General features: G+C 71.3%; 17 protein-coding genes. 16 read left to right on the forward strand and 1 reads right to left on the reverse strand.

Features of this window, described 5'->3' with window-relative positions; translation table 11 throughout:
* Nucleotides 1–129 precede the first annotated feature (129 nt).
* Nucleotides 130–678, reverse strand: coding sequence for a beta-class carbonic anhydrase (locus ABVB68_RS10925; protein ID WP_353600718.1), 549 nt, complete (start codon nucleotides 676–678; stop codon nucleotides 130–132).
* Nucleotides 679–1,095: 417 nt separating this feature from the next.
* Between ABVB68_RS10925 and rsmH the strand changes: the two genes are divergently transcribed.
* The 16 genes from rsmH to ABVB68_RS11005 all read left to right on the forward strand — a co-directional run bounded on the left by rsmH (nucleotide 1,096) and on the right by ABVB68_RS11005 (nucleotide 18,997).
* Nucleotides 1,096–2,052 (forward strand): 16S rRNA (cytosine(1402)-N(4))-methyltransferase RsmH, encoded by a 957-nt coding sequence (rsmH, locus tag ABVB68_RS10930; protein ID WP_353600719.1) that lies wholly within the window; start codon nucleotides 1,096–1,098, stop codon nucleotides 2,050–2,052.
* 150 nt (nucleotides 2,053–2,202) lie between these two features.
* A complete protein-coding gene (gene ftsL / locus ABVB68_RS10935; protein WP_353600868.1) occupies nucleotides 2,203–2,778 on the forward strand; it encodes a cell division protein FtsL in 576 nt (191 codons plus the stop codon).
* Between the two features lie 5 nt (nucleotides 2,779–2,783).
* Nucleotides 2,784–4,748 (forward strand): penicillin-binding transpeptidase domain-containing protein, encoded by a 1,965-nt coding sequence (locus ABVB68_RS10940; RefSeq protein WP_353600720.1) that lies wholly within the window; start codon nucleotides 2,784–2,786, stop codon nucleotides 4,746–4,748.
* A gap of 43 nt (nucleotides 4,749–4,791) precedes the next feature.
* On the forward strand, nucleotides 4,792–6,447 hold the full coding sequence (locus tag ABVB68_RS10945; protein ID WP_353600721.1) for a UDP-N-acetylmuramoyl-L-alanyl-D-glutamate--2,6-diaminopimelate ligase: 1,656 nt from the start codon (nucleotides 4,792–4,794) through the stop codon (nucleotides 6,445–6,447).
* Nucleotides 6,448–6,451: 4 nt separating this feature from the next.
* Entirely contained in the window at nucleotides 6,452–7,867 is a 1,416-nt protein-coding gene (locus ABVB68_RS10950; protein WP_353600722.1) for a UDP-N-acetylmuramoyl-tripeptide--D-alanyl-D-alanine ligase, read from the forward strand.
* Nucleotides 7,867–8,937, forward strand: coding sequence for a phospho-N-acetylmuramoyl-pentapeptide-transferase (gene mraY / locus ABVB68_RS10955; protein WP_353600870.1), 1,071 nt, complete (start codon nucleotides 7,867–7,869; stop codon nucleotides 8,935–8,937). Before ABVB68_RS10950 ends, mraY begins: the two co-directional genes overlap by 1 nt.
* A complete protein-coding gene (gene murD, locus ABVB68_RS10960) occupies nucleotides 8,919–10,361 on the forward strand; it encodes a UDP-N-acetylmuramoyl-L-alanine--D-glutamate ligase (RefSeq protein WP_353600723.1) in 1,443 nt (480 codons plus the stop codon). Before mraY ends, murD begins: the two co-directional genes overlap by 19 nt.
* Before the next feature lie 85 nt (nucleotides 10,362–10,446).
* Entirely contained in the window at nucleotides 10,447–11,808 is a 1,362-nt protein-coding gene (gene ftsW / locus ABVB68_RS10965; protein ID WP_353600724.1) for a putative lipid II flippase FtsW, read from the forward strand.
* Nucleotides 11,809–11,814: 6 nt separating this feature from the next.
* Nucleotides 11,815–12,903, forward strand: a complete 1,089-nt coding sequence (gene murG / locus ABVB68_RS10970) for an undecaprenyldiphospho-muramoylpentapeptide beta-N-acetylglucosaminyltransferase (protein ID WP_353600725.1) — start codon at nucleotides 11,815–11,817, stop codon at nucleotides 12,901–12,903.
* A gap of 26 nt (nucleotides 12,904–12,929) precedes the next feature.
* Nucleotides 12,930–13,724 carry a cell division protein FtsQ/DivIB gene (locus ABVB68_RS10975; RefSeq protein ID WP_353600726.1) on the forward strand — a complete coding sequence of 265 codons (795 nt, stop codon included), beginning with the start codon at nucleotides 12,930–12,932 and terminating at the stop codon, nucleotides 13,722–13,724.
* A 279-nt stretch (nucleotides 13,725–14,003) separates the two neighbouring features.
* Entirely contained in the window at nucleotides 14,004–15,212 is a 1,209-nt protein-coding gene (ftsZ, locus tag ABVB68_RS10980) for a cell division protein FtsZ (protein ID WP_353600727.1), read from the forward strand.
* Nucleotides 15,209–15,937 carry a peptidoglycan editing factor PgeF gene (gene pgeF, locus ABVB68_RS10985; RefSeq protein ID WP_353600728.1) on the forward strand — a complete coding sequence of 243 codons (729 nt, stop codon included), beginning with the start codon at nucleotides 15,209–15,211 and terminating at the stop codon, nucleotides 15,935–15,937. Before ftsZ ends, pgeF begins: the two co-directional genes overlap by 4 nt.
* A gap of 6 nt (nucleotides 15,938–15,943) precedes the next feature.
* Nucleotides 15,944–16,663, forward strand: coding sequence for a YggS family pyridoxal phosphate-dependent enzyme (locus ABVB68_RS10990; protein ID WP_353600729.1), 720 nt, complete (start codon nucleotides 15,944–15,946; stop codon nucleotides 16,661–16,663).
* Between the two features lie 128 nt (nucleotides 16,664–16,791).
* The gene (locus tag ABVB68_RS10995; RefSeq protein ID WP_353600730.1) at nucleotides 16,792–17,430 is read left to right on the forward strand and encodes a cell division protein SepF; all 639 of its coding nucleotides are present in this window, start codon (nucleotides 16,792–16,794) and stop codon (nucleotides 17,428–17,430) included.
* Between the two features lie 60 nt (nucleotides 17,431–17,490).
* On the forward strand, nucleotides 17,491–17,778 hold the full coding sequence (locus ABVB68_RS11000) for a YggT family protein (protein ID WP_353600731.1): 288 nt from the start codon (nucleotides 17,491–17,493) through the stop codon (nucleotides 17,776–17,778).
* Nucleotides 17,779–17,830: 52 nt separating this feature from the next.
* Entirely contained in the window at nucleotides 17,831–18,997 is a 1,167-nt protein-coding gene (locus ABVB68_RS11005; protein ID WP_353600732.1) for a DivIVA domain-containing protein, read from the forward strand.
* Nucleotides 18,998–19,694 lie beyond the last annotated feature (697 nt).

Here is a 19,694-nt window from a genome sequence, read left to right on the forward strand (position 1 = left end):
GCCGTTACCGATTCGTGTCACTCGCCTGTGGACAACTGCCCACAAGATGTCGGTCTTGCGTCTTTATCGACCTGGCTTTCGATACGGCGAGGGCGGTTCCGCCCCGGGACGGCCGACCGGTGCGCCGGGTCAGGCCGGGTCGACCTCGCGCAGCAGACCGGTGCGCACGTCGAAGACGAAGCCGCGCACGTCCTCGGTGTGCAGCAGGAACGGCGAGGTGCGCACGCGCTGCATGGACTGCCGCACGTCCTGGTCGACGTCCCGGAAGGACTCCACCGCCCACGCCGGACGCTGGCCGACCTCCATCTCCAGCTCGTTGCGGAAGTCCTCGGTGAGGGCCTCCAGGCCGCAGCCGGTGTGGTGGATCAGCACGACGCTGCGGGTGCCGAGCTTGCGCTGGCTGATGGTCAGTGAGCGGATGACGTCGTCCGTGACCACACCGCCGGCGTTGCGGATCGTGTGGCAGTCGCCGAGCTGGAGACCGAGCGCCTTGTGCAGGTCGAGCCGGGCGTCCATGCAGGCGACGACGGCGACATGGAGGACCGGACGGGCGTCCATGCCGGGATCGGTGAAGGCCTCGGCGTAGTGCCGGTTCGCGTCCACGAGACGGTCCGTCACAGTGCCGCCGGCCGCTATGGCTCCCTCGGGTCCAGTGGATGCTGCTGCAGAAGTCGTCATGCCGACGACGTTACTGGTCACCTCCCGCCCCGGCCTGCCGTGAGAGCGGACAAAGAACGCCATCGCGGCTTGTTGTGAGGTACCCCACACGGTGGGTGAACGGGGGCCGGACGGGTGAATCGGGCCGAATCACGGCTCCGGCCGCGCGGGGGTCCGCGACGCGCAGGCCGGTTGATTGACCGCGAGACAGGGTGGACTAAAGTGACGCGAAGCGGGAGGCGCGGCTCTCCCTGCTGGTGAAACCCCTGGAGGCCCCGGCACCCGTCCGGGCCGTCTCCCCGCGTGCGCGGCGCGTACGCACGACTCGGCCTTCTCCCGCTCCCGGTCGGCTGACGCTTCCGGCGCCGGCAGGCCTTTCGTCCGCGAGCGGGCGGGGGCCCGGCGGTGCGTACGGCCCGCCGGAACTGAGAGGCCCCCTTGAGCCAGAGTCGACACGTCCCGGTGATGCTCCAGCGGTGCCTGGACCTGCTGGCACCCGCCCTGGAGCGGCCGGGAGCGGTGGTCGTCGACTGCACCCTCGGCCTCGGCGGCCACAGCGAGGCGCTGCTGAGCCGGTTCCCCGAGGCGCGGCTGATCGGCCTCGACCGGGACAAGGAGGCGCTGCGCCTGTCCGGTGAGCGGCTGGCGGCGTACCAGGACCGCGCCACGCTGGTGCACGCCGTCTACGACGAGCTGCCCGACGTCCTCGGCCGGCTCGGCATCCCGCGCGTGCAGGGCGTGCTGTTCGACCTCGGCGTCTCCTCCATGCAGCTCGACGAGGCCGGACGCGGCTTCGCCTACGCCCAGGACGCGCCGCTGGACATGCGCATGGACCAGACGACCGGCATCAGCGCCGCCGAGGTCCTCAACACCTATCCCGCGGGCGAACTCGTGCGCATCCTGCGCGCGTACGGCGAGGAGAAGCAGGCCAAGCGGATCGTCTCCGCGATCGTCCGCGAGCGGGACAAGGAGCCGTTCGACAACAGCGCCCGGCTCGTGGAGCTGATCCGGGACGCGCTGCCGCAGGCCGCCAAGCGCACCGGCGGCAACCCGGCCAAGCGCACCTTCCAGGCGCTGCGCATCGAGGTCAACGGCGAGTTGTCCGTCCTGGAGCGAGCGATCCCGGCCGCGGTCAAGGCACTCGCCGTCGGCGGACGCGTCGCCGTGCTGTCGTACCACTCGCTCGAGGACCGCCTGGTCAAGCAGGTCTTCGCCGCCGGAGCCGCGAACACGGCGCCGCCCGGACTGCCGGTCGTGCCCGAGCGCTACCAGCCGAGACTCAAGCTGCTCACCCGTGGTGCCGAACTTCCCACCGAGGAAGAGGTCGCCGAGAACCGCCGGGCCGCACCGGCCCGGTTGCGGGGTGCCGAACGCATCAGGGAGGACGCCGAGTGAGTGAGACGGGTCGGTTGGTTTCCCCAACTCACTGGGGGAGTGGTGAGTAGGAATCCCGAACTGAGCAGGAAGGGCGAGTCGAAGGGTGGGACGAAGGGCGAGCCGAAGGCGCACCCGAAACCCGAGCCGAAGCCGACCGCGAAACCGGCGCTGAGGGGGAGGGCGGCCCGGCTCGCCCGGCTCCTCCCGGCCGGCCGCGCCAGAGCGGCCCGCACTCCGTTCGTCCTGCTCGTCGTCCTCCTCCTGGGCGGCGGTCTCATCGGGCTGCTGGTGCTGAACTCCGCGCTCAGCGAGGGTTCGTTCAAACTCGCCGACCTGCAGAGGCGGACGAAGAACCTCACCGACCAGGAACAGGCCCTCCAGCGGGACATCGACGCCTACTCGGCCCCCGACGCCCTGCAGCGCCGCGCCCGCGCCCTCGGCATGGTCCCCGGCGGCGACCCGGCCTTCCTCGGCCCCGACGGCAGGATCATGGGGGTTCCCAGCGCCGCCGCTCCCGCGGAGCCGGCCGCCCTGACCGCTCCGGTCGTCCCCGAGACCCCGCCGCCGGCCGCCGAGCCCGCAGGGGTCCCCGGCCCCGCGGGAGTCCCGGGCCCGGCAGCGGTCCCGGGCCCCGGCGCGGCGCAGGCCCCGCCCCCGGGCGACCCCGCGGCCGCCCCGGCGCCGGCGCCCGCCTCGCCCCTCACCACCCCCCAGCCCGCCTCCACCCCGACCCCCGGCAGGTGACGGAAGTGTCCGACAGGGAACCGCCGCGACGCCGTGTGCCAGGCCCTGCCAAGCCTCCCCGGCCGCGCGGCGCCGCCAGGCGGCAGCCCGGGCCCGCCGCCCGGCCCGCCCGCCGCCCGGGCGGCGCCCGGCCCATGCCCCCGCGCCCGCTCCGGCTCGGCAGCCCCCGGCCCCGGCTGCGCCTGGTCAGCCTCGCCCTGACCCTGGTGCTCCTCGCCTTCGTCGTACGGCTGCTCCAGGTCCAGGCCGTCGACGCGAGCGCCTACGCGGCACGGGCGGAACAGAACCGCTACGTGGTGCACACCCTGGCCGCCGAGCGCGGCGGGATCACCGACCGCAACGGCGTGGCCCTCGCGATCAGCGAGGACGCGTACGACATCACGGCCGACCCGACGATGTTCAGCCCCAAGCAGCTGAAGATCGCGAACGGCCCCGAGCAGGCCGCCGCGCTGCTCGCCCCGATCCTCGGCCAGGACCAGGCCGCACTGGTCAAGAAGCTCCGGCCGGAGAACAGGAACTCCCGCTACGCGCGGCTCGCCAACCGGCAGACCCCGCAGGTCTGGAAACAGATCAGGGACCTCAAGAGCGCGCTCGCCAAGAAGTCCGAGACGGACCACACCACCGTCAACGTCCTCTCCGGCGTCTTCGCCGACCCCAGCAGCCAGCGCGTGTACCCCAACGGCGACCTCGCCGCCGGGATACTGGGCTGGGTCAACGCCGACGGCAAGGGCGGCGGCGGGATCGAGCAGGCGCTGGACAAGCAGCTCGCGGGCAAGGACGGCAAGGTCCGCTACGCCCAGTCCGGCGGCCGGCAGGTGCCGACGGTGGGCTCCACGGAGACACCAGCCGTACCCGGCTCGGACGTCGAACTCACCATCGACCGCGACATCCAGTGGGCCGCGCAGAACGCGATCAGCGAGCAGGTGCGGAAGTCCAGGGCGGACCGCGGTTACGTCGTCGTCCAGGACACCCGCACCGGTCAGATCCTGGCCATGGCCAACTCGCCCGGCTTCGACCCGAACGACCTGTCGAAGGCCGACGGCGACGCCATGGGCAACGCGGCCCTCCAGGACGCCTACGAGCCCGGCTCCACGGCGAAGGTGATGTCCATGGCCGCCGTCCTGGAGCAGAAGGTGGCCACCCCGCTCACCCGCGTCGTCGTACCCAACCGGCTGCACCGCGGCGACCGCCTGTTCCAGGACGACGTCGACCACGCCACCTGGTACCTCACGCTCAACGGCGTGCTCGCCAAGTCCAGCAACATCGGCACCATCCTGGCCGCCGGCGAACTCGGCAGGACGCAGCAGCAGGCCAACAAGATCCTCTACTCGTACCTGCGCAAGTTCGGCATCGGCGACTACACCGGCCTCGGCTTCCCCGGCGAGACCCGCGGCATCCTCGCGCCGCCGCAGAAGTGGTCCACCTCGCAGCAGTACACGATCCCTTTCGGCCAGGGCTTCTCCATCAACGCCATGCAGGCCGCCTCCGTGTACTCGACCATCGCCAACGGCGGGGTCCGGGTCGAGCCGTCGCTGGTGCGCGGCGCCAAGGGCGCCGACGGACGCTTCGCCCCGGTCCCGAAGCCCGAGGAGAGGCGCGTCGTCAGCGCGAAGACCGCCAAGGCCGTGGCCCAGATGCTGGAGTCGGTCGTCGACGACGAGCAGGGCACCGGCATCAAGGCCCGGATCCCGGGGTACCGGGTCGCGGGCAAGACCGGCACGGCCAACCGTGTGGATCCGGCCACCGGCAGGTACCGCGGCTACACCTCGTCGTTCGCCGGTTTCGCCCCCGCGGACAACCCCCGCATCACCGTCTACTGCGCCATCCAGAACGCGACCTCCGGCAGCTACTTCGGCGGTCAGATCTGCGGCCCGATCTACAAGCAGGTGATGGAGTTCGCCCTGAAGACCCTTCAGGTCCCGCCGACCGGGGCGAGGGCCGCCAACCTGCCCGTGACCTACAAGCCCTGATCAGCACCGCTCAGCACAGCGGCAAGACCACCAGGACGAACTCGTGACAACGATCACCCCGGACCCCGGGAACCACGGCGCCACCGGCCCCTCGCTTCGCCCCGGAGCGGGTGGGCCCGGTACGCTCACCGCCGTGCCACACGCTGATCAGTCCCAAACCACCCAGAAGGGCGTTTCCGTGACATATCCGGGACCGCCGCGACCGGTCCAGGTCTCCGCCACACCCCTCGTGGAACTGGCCGATCAGCTGGGCGCCGCCGCTCCGGCCGGCTCCGCCGCGATCACCGGGATCACCCACGACTCGCGCGCCGTCCGACCCGGTGACCTGTACGCCGCCCTGCCGGGCGCCCGCCTGCACGGCGCCGACTTCGTCACCCAGGCCGCGAGCCTCGGCGCGGCCGCCGTGCTCACCGATCCGGCGGGCGCCGAGCGCGCCGCCGCGACCGGCCTGCCCGTCCTGGTCGTGGACGACCCGCGCGCGGTGATGGGCGAACTCGCGGCGACCATCTACGGCCGCCCCGGCCGCGACCTGCTCCAGATCGGCATCACCGGCACCTCCGGCAAGACCACCACCGCCTACCTGGTCGAGGGCGGCCTGAAGACGGCACGCTCCACCGGCCTGGTCGGCACGGTGGAGATGCGCATCGGCGAGGAGCGCATCAAGTCCGAGCGCACCACCCCCGAGGCCACCGACCTGCAGGCCCTGTTCGCCGTCATGCGCGAACGCGGTGTCGAGGCGGTCGCCATGGAGGTCTCCAGCCACGCCCTGGTCCTCGGCCGGGTCGACGGCTGCGTCTTCGACATCGCCGTCTTCACCAACCTGAGCCCGGAGCACATGGAGTTCCACTCCGACATGGAGGACTACTTCCAGGCCAAGGCCCAGTTGTTCACGCCGGAACGCAGCAGGCTCGGCGTGGTCAACGCCGACGACGAGTACGGCCGCCGGCTCGCCGCCGAGGCGAGCGTACCCGTCGTCACCTTCTCCGCCGAGGGCCACCCCGACGCCGACTGGCGCGCCGAGGACGTCCAGGTCGGTCCCCTGGACTCGACGTTCACCGTCCTCGGCCCGAACGGCGAGCGCGTGCACGCCAGGTCGCCGCTGGCCGGCCCCTTCAACGTGGCGAACACCCTCGCCGCCGTCGTCGCCCTCGCCGCGGCCGGCCTCGACGCGCAGACCGCCGCCGACGGCATCGCCGCCGTACCGGGCGTGCCCGGACGCCTGGAGCGCGTCGACGCCGGGCAGCCCTACCTGGCGGTCGTCGACTACGCCCACAAGACCGACGCGGTCGAGTCGGTGCTCAAGGCGCTGCGCAAGGTGACCAAGGGCCGCCTGCACATCGTCCTCGGCTGCGGCGGCGACCGCGACCGGACCAAGCGTGCCCCGATGGGCGCCGCCGCGGCCCGGCTCTCGGACACGGCCGTACTGACCTCCGACAACCCCCGCTCGGAGGACCCGCTCGCGATCCTCGCGACCATGCTCCAGGGCGCGGCCTCCGTGCCCGCGCACGAACGCGGCGAGGTGCTCCTCTTCGAGGAGCGGGCCGCCGCCATCGCCGCCGCCGTGGGCCGTGCCCAGGCCGGCGACACCGTGCTGGTCGCGGGCAAGGGTCATGAGCAGGGCCAGGACATCGCCGGCGTGATCCGTCCCTTCGACGACCGCCAGGTGCTTCGCGAAGCTATCCAGAAGACCCAGGGATGAACTTGTGATCGCCCTCTCCCTCGCCGAGATCGCAGCAGTCGTCGGCGGGCAGACGCACGACATACCGGATCCTTCCGTCCAGGTCACGGGACCGGTCGTCCGGGACTCCCGCGAGGTGGTGCCCGGCAGCCTGTTCGTCGCCTTCGTCGGCGAGCGCGTGGACGGCCACGCCTTCGCACCGCAGGTCGTCGAGGCCGGCGCGGTGGCCGTACTGGCGTCCCGGCCGGTCGGCGTGCCCGCGATCGTGGTCGAGGACGTGCAGACCGCCCTCGGCGCCCTCGCCCGGCACGTCGTACGCCGGCTCGGCGCGGCCCTCGTCGCCCTGACCGGCTCGGCCGGCAAGACCAGCACCAAGGACCTGATCGCACAGGTGCTGCGGCGCAAGGCGCCGACGGTGTTCACGCCCGGCTCGCTCAACAACGAGATCGGGCTGCCGCTGACCGCCCTGACCGCCACCGAGGAGACGAAGTTCCTCGTGCTGGAGATGGGCGCCCGCGGCATCGGCCACATCCGCTACCTCACCGGCCTCACCCCGCCGCGGATCGGCCTCGTCCTCAACGTCGGCTCCGCCCACATCGGAGAGTTCGGCGGCCGCGAGCAGATCGCCCAGGCGAAGGGCGAACTCGTCGAGTCGCTGCCCTCCGAGGCGGACGGCGGTGCGGCGATCCTCAACGCCGACGACCCGCTGGTGCGGGCCATGGCCTCCCGTACCAAGGCGAAGGTGGTCCTTTTCGGAGAGTCGGCCGAAGCGGACGTACGCGCCGAGAACGTGCGACTCACGGACACCGGACAGCCCGCCTTCAGACTTCACACACCCTCCGGTGCAAGCGATGTGACCATGCGCCTGTACGGTGAGCACCACGTGTCGAACGCGCTCGCCGCGGCCGCCGTCGCCCATGAGCTGGGCATGTCCGCGGAAGAGATCGCCACCGCGCTCTCGGAGGCGGGCTCCCTCTCCCGCTGGCGCATGGAGGTCACCGAGCGCCCGGACGGCGTGACCATCGTCAACGACGCCTACAACGCCAACCCCGAGTCCGTGCGGGCCGCCCTCAAGGCGCTCGCGGCCATGGGCAAGGGGCGCCGCACGTGGGCGGTGCTCGGCAAGATGGCCGAGCTGGGGGACGAGGCGCTCGCCGAGCACGACGCCGTCGGACGGCTCGCCGTCCGGCTCAACGTCAGCAAGCTCGTCGCGGTCGGGGGGATCGAAGCCTCCTGGCTGCAACTGGGCGCATATAACGAGGGTTCGTGGGGTGAGGAGTCGGTGCACGTGTCCGACGCACAGGCGGCGATCGACCTGTTGCGCAGCGAGTTGCGCCCGGGGGACGTCGTGCTCGTGAAGGCGTCCCGTTCGGTGGGGCTCGAGAGCGTTGCCCAGGCGCTCCTCGAGACCGGTGCCGAGGGTGAGGTTGCCGCCCGATGATGAAGCAGATCCTGTTCTCAGGAGTCATTGGCCTCTTCCTGACGCTGGTCGGCACCCCGCTGCTGATCAAGCTTCTCGCCCGCAAGGGCTACGGCCAGTACATCCGTGACGACGGACCGCGCGAGCACGCCAGCAAGCGCGGTACGCCGACCATGGGCGGTATCGCCTTCATCCTGGCGACGATCGCCGCGTACTTCCTGAGCAAGCTCATCACCGGCTACCCCCCGACCTACTCCGGACTGCTGGTCCTCGGCCTGATGGCCGGCATGGGCCTGGTCGGCTTCCTCGACGACTACATCAAGATCGTCAAGCGGCGCTCGCTGGGCCTGCGGGCCAAGGCGAAGATGGCCGGCCAGCTGATCGTCGGCATCGCCTTCGCGGTGCTGTCCCTGATGTTCTCCGACGCGCGCGGCAACACCCCCGCGTCCACGAAGCTGTCGTTCATCACGGACTTCGGCTGGTCGATCGGCCCGGTGCTGTTCGTCGTCTGGGCGCTGTTCATGATCCTCGCCATGTCGAACGGCGTGAACCTGACCGACGGTCTGGACGGCCTGGCCACCGGCGCCTCCGTCCTGGTCTTCGGCGCCTACACCTTCATCGGCGTCTGGCAGTTCCAGGAGTCCTGCGCCAACGCGGGCACCCTGACCAACCCGGGCGCCTGCTACGAGGTGCGCGACCCGCTGGACCTCGCGGTGGTCGCCTCCGCGCTGATGGGTGCCTGCCTCGGCTTCCTGTGGTGGAACACCTCGCCCGCCAAGATCTTCATGGGCGACACCGGTTCGCTCGCGCTCGGCGGTGTCCTCACCGGTCTGGCCATCCTCTCCCGCACGGAGCTGCTGGTGGCCATCATGGGCGGCCTGTTCGTCCTCATCACCATGTCGGTCGTCATCCAGGTCGGCTCGTTCCGGCTCACCGGCAAGCGCGTCTTCCGGATGGCGCCACTCCAGCACCACTTCGAACTCAAGGGCTGGTCCGAGGTCCTGGTGGTGGTCCGTTTCTGGATCATCCAGGGCATCTGTGTGATCGTCGGACTGGGCCTCTTCTACGCGGGATGGGCAGCGGACAAGTGACCTCCAGCTCGGAGCCCTTCGACTTCCAGGGCCGGCACGTCACCGTCGCCGGGCTCGGCGTCTCCGGCGTGCCGGCGGCCAAGGCCCTGCACGCGCGCGGGGCGATCGTCACGGTCGTCAACGACGGCGACGACGCACGCGCGCGAGAGCAGGCCGAGGAGCTGAGGGCGCTCGGCGTCACCGTGCGCCTCGGCGACGGGGCCACCCTGCCCGAGGGCACCGAGCTGATCGTCACCGCGCCCGGCTGGCAGCCGGACAAGCCGCTGTTCGTGGCGGCCGGGAAGGCGGGCGTGCCCGTCTGGGGCGATGTCGAGCTGGCCTGGCGGCTCAGGGGGCCCGGCGCGGCCCCCTGGCTGGCCGTGACGGGCACCAACGGCAAGACCACGACCGTGCAGATGCTCGCCTCCATCCTGACGGCGGCGGGCCTGCGCACGGCCGCCGTCGGCAACATCGGCGTCTCCGTGCTGGACGCGGTCCTCGGCGAGCAGGAGTACGACGTGCTGGCCGTGGAGCTGTCCAGCTACCAGCTCCACTGGGCGCCCTCCCTGCGCGCCCACTCGGCCGTCGTGCTCAACCTCGCCCCGGACCACCTCGACTGGCACGGCTCCATGGAGGCCTACGCCGCCGACAAGGGCCGTGTCTACGAGGGCAACCAGGTCGCCTGCGTCTACAACGTGGCCGACAAGCGCACCGAGGACCTGGTGCGCGAGGCCGACGTGGAAGAGGGCTGCCGGGCCGTCGGATTCACCCTCGGTACGCCCGCGCCCTCCCAACTCGGTGTGGTCGAGGGGATTCTGGTCGACCGCGCCTTCGTCGCGGACCGGCACAAGAACGCCCAGGAACTGGCCGAGGTCGCCGACGTGAACCCGCCGGCCCCGCACAACGTCGCCAACGCCCTTGCCGCGGCGGCCCTCGCGCGCGCCTTCGGGGTGCCCGCCACGGCCGTACGCGACGGCCTCAGGGCCTTCCGCCCCGACGCGCACCGCATCGCGCACGTCGCCGACATCGACGGGGTCGCGTACGTCGACGACTCCAAGGCGACCAACACCCATGCCGCGGAAGCATCGTTGGCGTCATATGAACCGATCGTATGGATTGCGGGCGGCCTGGCGAAGGGCGCGACCTTCGACGAACTGGTCGCCAAGTCGGCCGAGCGGCTCCGCGCCGCCGTGCTGATCGGTGCCGACCGGGCGCTCATCCGCGAGGCCCTCACGCGACACGCCCCGGAAGTACCCGTGGTCGACCTCGACCGGACCGACACTGGGGCGATGCTCCAGGCGGTGACGGAGGCGAAGCGGCTCGCTCAGCCCGGCGACACGGTGCTGCTGGCCCCGGCCTGCGCCTCCATGGACATGTTCACCAACTACAACCAGCGCGGTGACGCGTTCGCGGCGGCGGTCCGCGAACTCGGAGCAGGCGCCTGACGGCGGGTCTCGGCCACCTGGGGTGCTTCGGGACCCTTGGAGGAACGGGTGACTCGAATGTGGCTGAGGTCGGGAGGAGCCGGTCATGCCCGGTAGCCGTACCGGTCGTCCTCCGGTCCAGCGGGCCTCCGGACGGCCCCCCACCCCGCGCCTGCCGCGCGAGAACCCCCTCCAGCGGCTCTACCTGCGCGCACGGCGGGCCTGGGACCGGCCGCTGACCGCCTACTACCTGATCGTCGGCGGCAGCGTGCTGATCACCGTGCTCGGCCTCGTGATGGTCTACTCGGCCTCCCAGATCACCGCGCTGCAGCTCTCGCTGCCCGGGTCGTACTTCTTCCGCAAGCAGGCCCTCGCCGCGTTCATCGGCGGCGCACTGCTGTTCGCCGCCTCCCGCATGCCGGTGAAGCTGCACCGGGCGCTGGCCTACCCGATCCTCGCCGGCGCCGTCTTCCTGATGGTCCTGGTGCAGGTCCCCGGGATAGGGATGGCGGTCAACGGCAACCAGAACTGGATCTCCCTCGGCGGCTCCTTCCAGATCCAGCCCAGCGAGTTCGGCAAGCTCGCCCTGGTCCTGTGGGGCGCGGACCTGATCGCCCGCAAGCAGGAGAGGAAGCTGCTCGCCCAGTGGAAGCACATGCTGGTGCCGCTGGTGCCGGTCGCCTTCCTGCTGCTCGGACTGATCATGCTCGGCGGCGACATGGGCACCGCGATCATTCTCACAGCGATCCTGTTCGGCCTGCTGTGGCTCGCGGGGGCGCCGACCCGGCTGTTCGCCGGGGTGCTGTCGGTCGCCGCGCTGATCGGTGTGGTCCTGATCAAGACCAGCCCGAACCGGATGGCCCGCCTCGCCTGCATCGGCGCCACCGAGCCCAGGTCCGGGGTCGCCGACTGCTGGCAGGCCGTGCACGGAATCTACGCCCTCGCCTCCGGCGGACTCTTCGGATCCGGCCTCGGTGCGAGTGTGGAAAAATGGGGCCAACTGCCGGAAGCGCACACGGACTTCATCTTCGCCGTCACCGGTGAGGAACTGGGTCTGGCGGGGACGCTGTCGGTGCTCGCCCTGTTCGCGGCTCTAGGCTATGCGGGTATCCGCGTGGCCGGACGCACGGAGGACCCCTTCGTCAGGTATGCCGCGGGAGGCGTGACCACCTGGATCACCGCCCAGGCGGTGATCAACATCGGTGCGGTGCTCGGCCTGCTGCCGATCGCCGGCGTCCCCCTCCCGCTGTTCTCCTACGGAGGGTCCGCGCTGCTGCCGACCATGTTCGCCATCGGGCTGCTCATCGCCTTCGCGCGCGACGAGCCCGCTGTGCGGGTGGCCCTTGCGGTGCGGCAACCTCGCTTTGGTAGAAAGCGGGCGGGAGGTCCCGGTGCCGAGCGGGGGCCTCGGAGATGGAACACGATGAGACGGCGTGCCTCGGCGGCGCGTTCGTCCGGAGAGCGGTGAATTTCGGTGCATGTCGTACTCGCCGGTGGGGGGACCGCCGGCCACATCGAGCCCGCGCTCGCCCTCGCGGACGCCCTGCGCAGGCAGGACCCGACCGTGGGGATCACGGCCCTGGGCACGGAGCGCGGTCTGGAGACCCGGCTCGTGCCCGAGCGCGGCTACGAGCTGGCGCTGATTCCGGCGGTGCCGCTGCCACGCAAGCCCACCCCCGAGCTGATCACCGTCCCGGGCCGGCTGCGCGGCACCATCAAGGCCGCCGAGCAGATCCTGGAGCGCACCAAGGCGGACGCGGTGGCCGGCTTCGGCGGTTACGTCGCGCTGCCCGCCTACCTCGCGGCCAAGCGCCTCGGGGTGCCGATCGTGATCCACGAGGCCAACGCCCGACCGGGCCTGGCCAACAAGATCGGCTCGCGGTACGCGGCCCGGGTCGCCGTCTCCACCCCGGACAGCAAGCTGCGTGACGCCCGCTACATCGGCATCCCGCTGCGCCGCTCCATCGCCACCCTGGACCGGGCCGCCGTCCGCCCGGAGGCCCGCGCCCGCTTCGGGCTCGACCCCAACCTGCCCACGCTGCTGGTCTCCGGCGGTTCGCAGGGCGCCCGCCGCCTCAACGAGGTGGTCCAGCAGGTCGCTCCGTGGCTGCAGCGGGCCGGTATCCAGATCCTGCACGCGGTCGGACCCAAGAACGAACTGCCGCATGTGCAGCAGATGCCGGGAATGCCGCCCTACATCCCGGTAAGTTACCTGGACCGGATGGACCTCGCGTACGCCGCGGCCGACATGATGCTCTGCCGCGCGGGCGCGATGACCGTCGCCGAACTCTCCGCCGTCGGGCTCCCGGCCGCCTACGTACCGCTGCCCATCGGCAACGGCGAGCAGCGGCTCAACGCCCAGCCGGTGGTCAAGGCCGGTGGTGGACTCCTCGTCGACGACGCGGAACTGACGCCCGAGTGGGTGCAGCAGAACCTGCTGCCCGTGCTCGCCGACCCGCACCGGCTGTACGAGATGTCCCGCTCGGCAAGCGAGTTCGGCCGCCGGGACGCCGACGAGCTCCTCGTCGGCATGGTGTACGAGGCGATCGCCTCGCGCCGTTAGGACCGTATGACGAAAGGGCAGTGAGCGTGGCCGGACCGACGACCGCCGAGCGCGGTGAACGCCAGCAGGAGTCGTCCGGCCCGCCGCCCGCCCGCAGGCGCGCGAGACGGCGCCTCCTCACGATCGTCGTCCTGGCCGTGGCCGTCCTGCTTCTCGGGGCCGGTGGCGTCTGGGCGTTGTACGGCTCCCACTGGCTGCGCGTCGAGCGCGTCTCGGTCTCGGGCACGCTCGTGCTGACCCCCGCGCAGGTCCGCGAGGCGGCGGCCGTACCCGTCGGGGGGCCGATGGTCTCGGTCGACACCGACGCCATCGAGGCGCGGCTCCGCCGGAGGCTGCCGCGCATCCACACCGTCGACGTGGTCCGGTCCTGGCCGCACGGGATCGGTCTGAAGGTCACCGAGCGCACTCCGCTCCTGCTGGTCCGGAAGGGTGCGGACTTCGTCGAAGTCGATGACGAAGGTGTCCGGTTCGCCACGGTCGCGCGAGCGCCGATCGGCGTCCCGATGCTGGAACTGTCCGTCGTGCGTTCCGGTTCGGGTGCGGCCGCCTTCCGGCGCTTCGGCACGGACCGCCTGGTGCGCGAGGCGGTCCGGGTCGCCGGCGCCCTGCCCGCCGCCGTGGCACGGGACACCCGGACCGTCCGGATCCGCTCCTTCGACGGCATCTCGCTGGAGTTGAGGGGCGGCCGCACGGTCATGTGGGGCAGCGGCGAGAACGGCCGCGCCAAGGCACGGACCCTCACAGCTCTCATGAAAGCAGTTCCCGGGGCACGGTACTTCGATGTCAGCGTCCCCACCGCCCCTGCGTCAGCGGGCAGTTGACGCACATCAGCGCAGGCCAGCACCCTGGTTGGGCACTGCTACGGCTGATCACATAGGGTGAAAAGAAAAACGGGAGGTTCGGCGTGTTCGTTGAACGGGCGCCACTTGTCGACTTAGTGTCCTGTTCAGAAGACTCCAGGGAACAGACACACTGGTAACCCTAAACTTCAAGGTTAGGGTTCGGGTCGGCGCTACGGACCGTCCCATTCGGCATCTGTCGTCCACGCGCGGGGCACCGCACGGCGGCGACAACGTAATTCGAGGCGAGAGGCCTTCGACGTGGCAGCACCGCAGAACTACCTCGCAGTCATCAAGGTCATCGGTGTCGGCGGCGGTGGTGTCAATGCCATCAACCGGATGATCGAGGTCGGTCTCAAGGGCGTCGAGTTCATCGCCATCAACACCGACGCGCAAGCGCTGTTGATGAGCGACGCCGACGTCAAGCTCGACGTCGGCCGTGAACTCACCCGCGGACTCGGCGCCGGAGCCAACCCGGCCGTCGGCCGCAAGGCAGCCGAGGACCACCGCGAGGAGATCGAGGAGGTCCTCAAGGGGGCCGACATGGTCTTCGTGACGGCCGGAGAAGGCGGCGGCACCGGCACCGGCGGCGCGCCCGTCGTGGCCAACATCGCGCGCTCGCTCGGCGCCCTCACCATCGGCGTGGTCACGCGCCCGTTCACCTTCGAGGGCCGGCGTCGCGCCAACCAGGCCGAGGACGGCATCGCCGAACTCCGCGAAGAGGTCGACACCCTCATCGTCATCCCCAACGACCGGCTGCTGTCCATCTCGGACCGCCAGGTCTCGGTCCTGGACGCCTTCAAGTCCGCCGACCAGGTCCTGCTCTCCGGTGTCCAGGGCATCACCGACCTCATCACCACCCCCGGCCTGATCAACCTCGACTTCGCCGACGTCAAGTCGGTCATGTCCGAGGCCGGTTCGGCCCTCATGGGCATCGGCTCGGCCCGCGGCGACGACCGCGCGGTGGCCGCCGCCGAGATGGCGATCTCCTCGCCGCTGCTGGAGGCGTCCATCGACGGCGCCCGGGGCGTGCTGCTCTCCATCTCCGGCGGCTCCGACCTCGGTCTGTTCGAGATCAACGAGGCGGCCCAGCTGGTCAGCGAGGCCGCCCACCCCGAGGCCAACATCATCTTCGGCGCGGTCATCGACGACGCCCTCGGCGACGAGGTCCGCGTCACCGTGATCGCGGCCGGCTTCGACGGCGGCCAGCCGCCGGCCCGCCGGGACAACGTCCTCGGCTCGGCCTCCACCTCCTCCGCGCCCCGCCGCGAGGAGCCGGCCCCCGCCCGGCCGGCCGAGCCCAGCCGCCCGTCCTTCGGTTCGCTCGGCAGCGTGAAGCCGAAGGAGGAGCCGGAGCCGGCGTCCGAGCCGGTGGCCGAGATCCCGGTCGCCCCGCCGGTCACGCCCGCCCCGCGCACCTACGCGGACAGCGCGGCCGAGGAACTGGACGTCCCGGACTTCCTGAAGTGATAGGAGAGCGCGCGAGCGTGGGCGGCGCCCACTTCGCCTTCACCGACCGGTGGGGCGGGGTGAGCGCCGCTCCGTATGAGGAGCTCAACCTCGGTGGAGCCGTCGGCGACGCCGCCGCGGCGGTACGGGAGAACCGGGAGCTGGCGGCGGCCTCGCTGGGCCTGGACCCCGGCCGGGTCGTGTGGATGAACCAGGTGCACGGCGCCGACGTGGCCGTGGTGGACGCGCCGTGGGGCGAGGTCCCGGTACCGGAGGTCGACGCGATCGTCACCGCCCGGCGCGGACTCGCCCTCGCCGTCCTCACCGCCGACTGTGTGCCGGTGCTGCTGGCCGACCCCGTCGCCGGGGTCGCCGCCGCCGCCCACGCGGGCCGGCCCGGCATGGTCGCGGGCGTCGTGCCCGCCGCCGTCCGGGCCATGATCGCGCTCGGTGCCGAACCGGACCGGATCGTCGCCCGCACCGGACCGGCCGTGTGCGGCCGGTGCTACGAGGTCCCGGAGCGGATGCGCGCCGAGGTGGCCGCCGTCGAGCCGGCGGCGCACGCTGTAACCAGCTGGGGCACACCGGCGGTCGACGTGAGCGCCGGCGTGCACGCGCAGCTCGACCGGCTCGGGGTGTGCGACCGGGAGCAGTCGCCGGTGTGCACGCTGGAGTCGGCGGACCACTTCTCGTACCGCCGCGACCGCACCACCGGGCGGCTCGCCGGCTATGTGTGGCTGGACTGATCGGACATGACGGACCGTAGAACCGAACTCGCCGCAAATCTGGCGAAAGTGGAGGAGCGCATCACCGCCGCGTGTGCGGCGGCCGGGCGTGAACGGGCGGAGGTGACCCTGATCGTGGTCACCAAGACCTACCCGGCGAGCGACGTGCGGATCCTGTCCGATCTCGGCGTGCGCCATGTCGCCGAGAACCGCGACCAGGACGCCGCGCCGAAGGCCGCGGCCTGCGCGGATCTGCCCTTGACCTGGCACTTCGTCGGCCAGTTGCAGACCAACAAGGTCCGTTCCGTGGTCGGTTACGCCGATGTCGTGCAGTCCGTCGACCGCGCCAGGCTCGTCACGGCGCTGTCGAAGGAGGCCGTGCGCACCGGGCGCGAGGTGGGCTGCCTCGTCCAGGTCGCGCTCGACGCGGACGCGAGCGGCAGGGGCGAGCGCGGCGGCGTGGCGCCGGACGGAATCGAAGAGTTGGCCGCCCTGGTCGCGGACTCGCCCGGGCTGCGGCTCGACGGCCTGATGACCGTCGCTCCGCTCAGCGGGGAGTACGCGGGGCGCGAACAGGCGGCGTTCGGGCGGCTCATGGATTTGTCGACTGACCTGCGCCGAGCCCATCCGGCTGCAACCATGGTGTCGGCAGGGATGAGTGCGGACCTCGAACAGGCCGTGGCCGCCGGGGCGACACATGTGCGCGTCGGCACCTCGGTACTCGGTGTCCGCCCCAGGCTCGGGTAACGTCGCCAAGAAGTCGGACCACAGCAGAAAATATGGTCAATGCCTGTGCAGACGGGCACAACGACCTCGTGGATCGCGGGCACTTGGCAGTCGTCAGTCGATCCACCACAGAGCGGAGGACTCAGAGCATGGCCGGCGCGATGCGCAAGATGGCGGTCTACCTCGGCCTCGTGGAGGACGATGGGTACGACGGCCGCGGATTCGATCCCGACGACGACTTCGAGCCCGAACTGGACCCGGAGCCCGAGCGGGACCATCGACGGCACGAGTCGTCACACCAGCACGGCGCACATCAGCCCCAAAGGGGCGAAGAGGTGCGAATCGTGCAACCGCCCGCGCCGCGCGAGCCGGTGGCCCGTGCGACTTCGCTCGCCGCGGAATCGGGGCGCCCGGCGCGGATCGCGCCCGTGGCGTCCATCACACAAGAACGTCAGTCCCTGGAGAAGAACGCGCCGGTGATCATGCCCAAGGTCGTGTCGGAACGAGAGCCGTACCGGATCACCACGCTGCACCCGCGGACCTACAACGAGGCCCGTACCATCGGGGAACACTTCCGTGAAGGCACCCCGGTGATCATGAATCTGACTGAGATGGATGACACAGACGCGAAGCGACTTGTCGACTTTGCGGCCGGTTTGGTGTTTGGTCTTCACGGCAGTATCGAGCGGGTGACGCAGAAGGTGTTCCTGTTGTCTCCTGCTAACGTCGATGTCACGGCGGAGGACAAGGCCCGCATCGCAGAGGGCGGGTTCTTCAACCAGAGCTGAGAAGCACGACCGGATCGAAGTACGGAAGAGCACGGAGCAGGGGAGAGGGAAGCGCAGACCATGAGCGTGTTCGCACTGGTGGTCCACACCGCGCTGCTGGTGTTCCTCGTCGTGCTCATCTTCCGGCTGGTCATGGACTACGTCTTCCAGTTCGCCCGCTCGTGGCAACCCGGCAAGGCGATGGTGGTCGTACTGGAGGCCACCTACACTGTCACCGATCCACCGCTGAAGCTTCTGCGGCGGTTCATCCCGCCGCTGCGTCTCGGGGGCGTGGCGCTCGACCTGTCCTTCTTCGTACTGATGATCATCGTCTACATCCTCATCTCCCTGACGAGCCTAGCGAGATGAATGTGGACGATACGGTCTTGCCGACTGCCGATGACTACGTTGAGGTGAAGAGATGCCGTTGACCCCCGAGGACGTGCGGAACAAGCAGTTCACGACCGTCCGCCTCCGAGAAGGCTATGACGAGGACGAGGTCGATGCCTTCCTCGACGAGGTCGAAGCCGAACTGACCCGTCTGGCCCGCGAGAACGAGGACCTGCGCGCCAAGCTGGCCGCGGCCACGCGCGCTGCTGCCCAGAACCAGCAGAACATGCGCAAGCCCCCGGAGCAGGACCAGCAGCATCCTCAGCAGCAGCAGGGCATGCGAGGTCCCGGCCAGCCGGTGCCCGCCGGGATATCAGGTCCGCCGCAGCAGCAGATGGGCGGCCCCATGGGTGGTCCGCCGCAGCTGCCGAGCGGTGCCCCGCAGCTGCCCGCCGGCCCCGGCGGTCAGGGCGGCCCGCAGGGTCCCGGCCCGATGGGCCAGGGTCCGATGGGTCAGGGTCCGATGGGCCAGGGCCAGATGGGGCAGGGCCAGATGGGGCAGGGCCCCATGGGCGGCCAGCCGCCCATGCAGCAGCAGATGGGCGGCCCGATGGGCGGTCCCATGGGTGGTCCGATGGGCGGCCCCGGTCAGGGCCCCGGTGGCGACAGCGCCGCCCGTGTCCTCTCGCTGGCCCAGCAGACCGCCGACCAGGCGATCGCCGAGGCCCGTTCCGAGGCCAACAAGATCGTCGGCGAGGCCCGCAGCCGCGCCGAGGGTCTGGAGCGGGACGCCCGTGCCAAGGCCGACGCGCTGGAGCGGGACGCGCAGGAGAAGCACCGCGTCGCCATGGGCTCCCTGGAGTCCGCGCGCGCCACGCTGGAGCGCAAGGTCGAGGACCTGCGCGGCTTCGAGCGCGAGTACCGCACGCGTCTGAAGTCGTACCTCGAGTCCCAGCTGCGTCAGCTGGAGACCCAGGCCGACGACTCCCTGGCTCCGCCGCGCACCCCGGCCACCGCGTCGCTGCCGCCGTCCCCGGCGCCCTCGATGGCTCCGGCCGGCGCGAGCGCCCCGTCCTACGGCGGCAACCAGGGCATGGGCGGCCCGTCCGCTCCGTCCGGCCCGTCCTACGGCGGCCAGCAGCAGATGAGCCCGGCCATGACCCAGCCCATGGCCCCGGTCCGTCCGCAGGGTCCGTCCCCGATGGGCCAGGCTCCCTCGCCGATGCGCGGGTTCCTGATCGACGAGGACGACAACTGAGCAGCGGTCACGGTGTGTAGTACGCCATAGGCGTCGGCAGCGTTCAGGGCGGGACCCCGGATCACCATCCGGGGTCCCGCCCTTTTTACGCGCGTTGAGACGGAAGGGCCGGGGAACCACCCGACCACCGCTCGCAGGACCCACTCAGGGCGCGGGGAACCGCGTGGCCGTCGTGGGGTTGGACTGGTCCGGGGATGCGGGGAAGCGCGTGGCCGTCGTGGGGTTGGACTGGTCCGGGGATGCGGGGAAGCGCGTGGCCGTCGTGGGGTTGGACTGGTCCGGGGATGCGGGGAACCGCGTGGCCGTCGTGGGGTGGACTGGTCCGGGGTGCGGGGAAGCGCGTGGCCGTCGTGGGGTGGACTGGTCCGGGGTGCGGGGAACGGGGTGGTCAGCGTTGGCGGTCTGCCCCCGGGGCCCCCGCGAGGTGGACTGCTCCGGGGGCCCGGAGGCGCCCGGAGGTCGCGAGGTGGACTGCCCCGGGGCCCGGAGGTCGCGAGGTGGACCGGCCATAAGGCGCCGGGAACCACGCGACCACCGCTCGCAGGACCCACTCAGGGGCGCGGGGAACCGCGCACGGCCATCTGCGGCGGCGCATCTGTCGGAAGGGCCGGCCTCCGAACCGGTGACCGCGCATCCGTCGGAAGGGCCCGGCCTCCGAACCGGAGACCGGGCCCTTCTCGACGACCGGGCGGCTACG

The organism is Streptomyces sp. NPDC096012 (assembly GCF_040426375.1).
Lineage (GTDB): Bacteria > Actinomycetota > Actinomycetes > Streptomycetales > Streptomycetaceae > Streptomyces.

Coding starts and splice junctions, on each gene's coding strand:
- ABVB68_RS10990 (WP_353600729.1), top strand. CDS start 15,944: ATGACGGACCGTAGAACCGAACTCGCCGCAAATCTGGCGAAAGTGGAG.
- mraY (WP_353600870.1), top strand. CDS start 7,867: ATGAAGCAGATCCTGTTCTCAGGAGTCATTGGCCTCTTCCTGACGCTG.
- murD (WP_353600723.1), top strand. CDS start 8,919: ATGGGCAGCGGACAAGTGACCTCCAGCTCGGAGCCCTTCGACTTCCAG.
- ftsW (WP_353600724.1), top strand. CDS start 10,447: ATGCCCGGTAGCCGTACCGGTCGTCCTCCGGTCCAGCGGGCCTCCGGA.
- ABVB68_RS11000 (WP_353600731.1), top strand. CDS start 17,491: ATGAGCGTGTTCGCACTGGTGGTCCACACCGCGCTGCTGGTGTTCCTC.
- ABVB68_RS10925 (WP_353600718.1), bottom strand. CDS start 678: ATGACGACTTCTGCAGCAGCATCCACTGGACCCGAGGGAGCCATAGCG.
- ABVB68_RS10995 (WP_353600730.1), top strand. CDS start 16,792: ATGGCCGGCGCGATGCGCAAGATGGCGGTCTACCTCGGCCTCGTGGAG.
- ABVB68_RS11005 (WP_353600732.1), top strand. CDS start 17,831: ATGCCGTTGACCCCCGAGGACGTGCGGAACAAGCAGTTCACGACCGTC.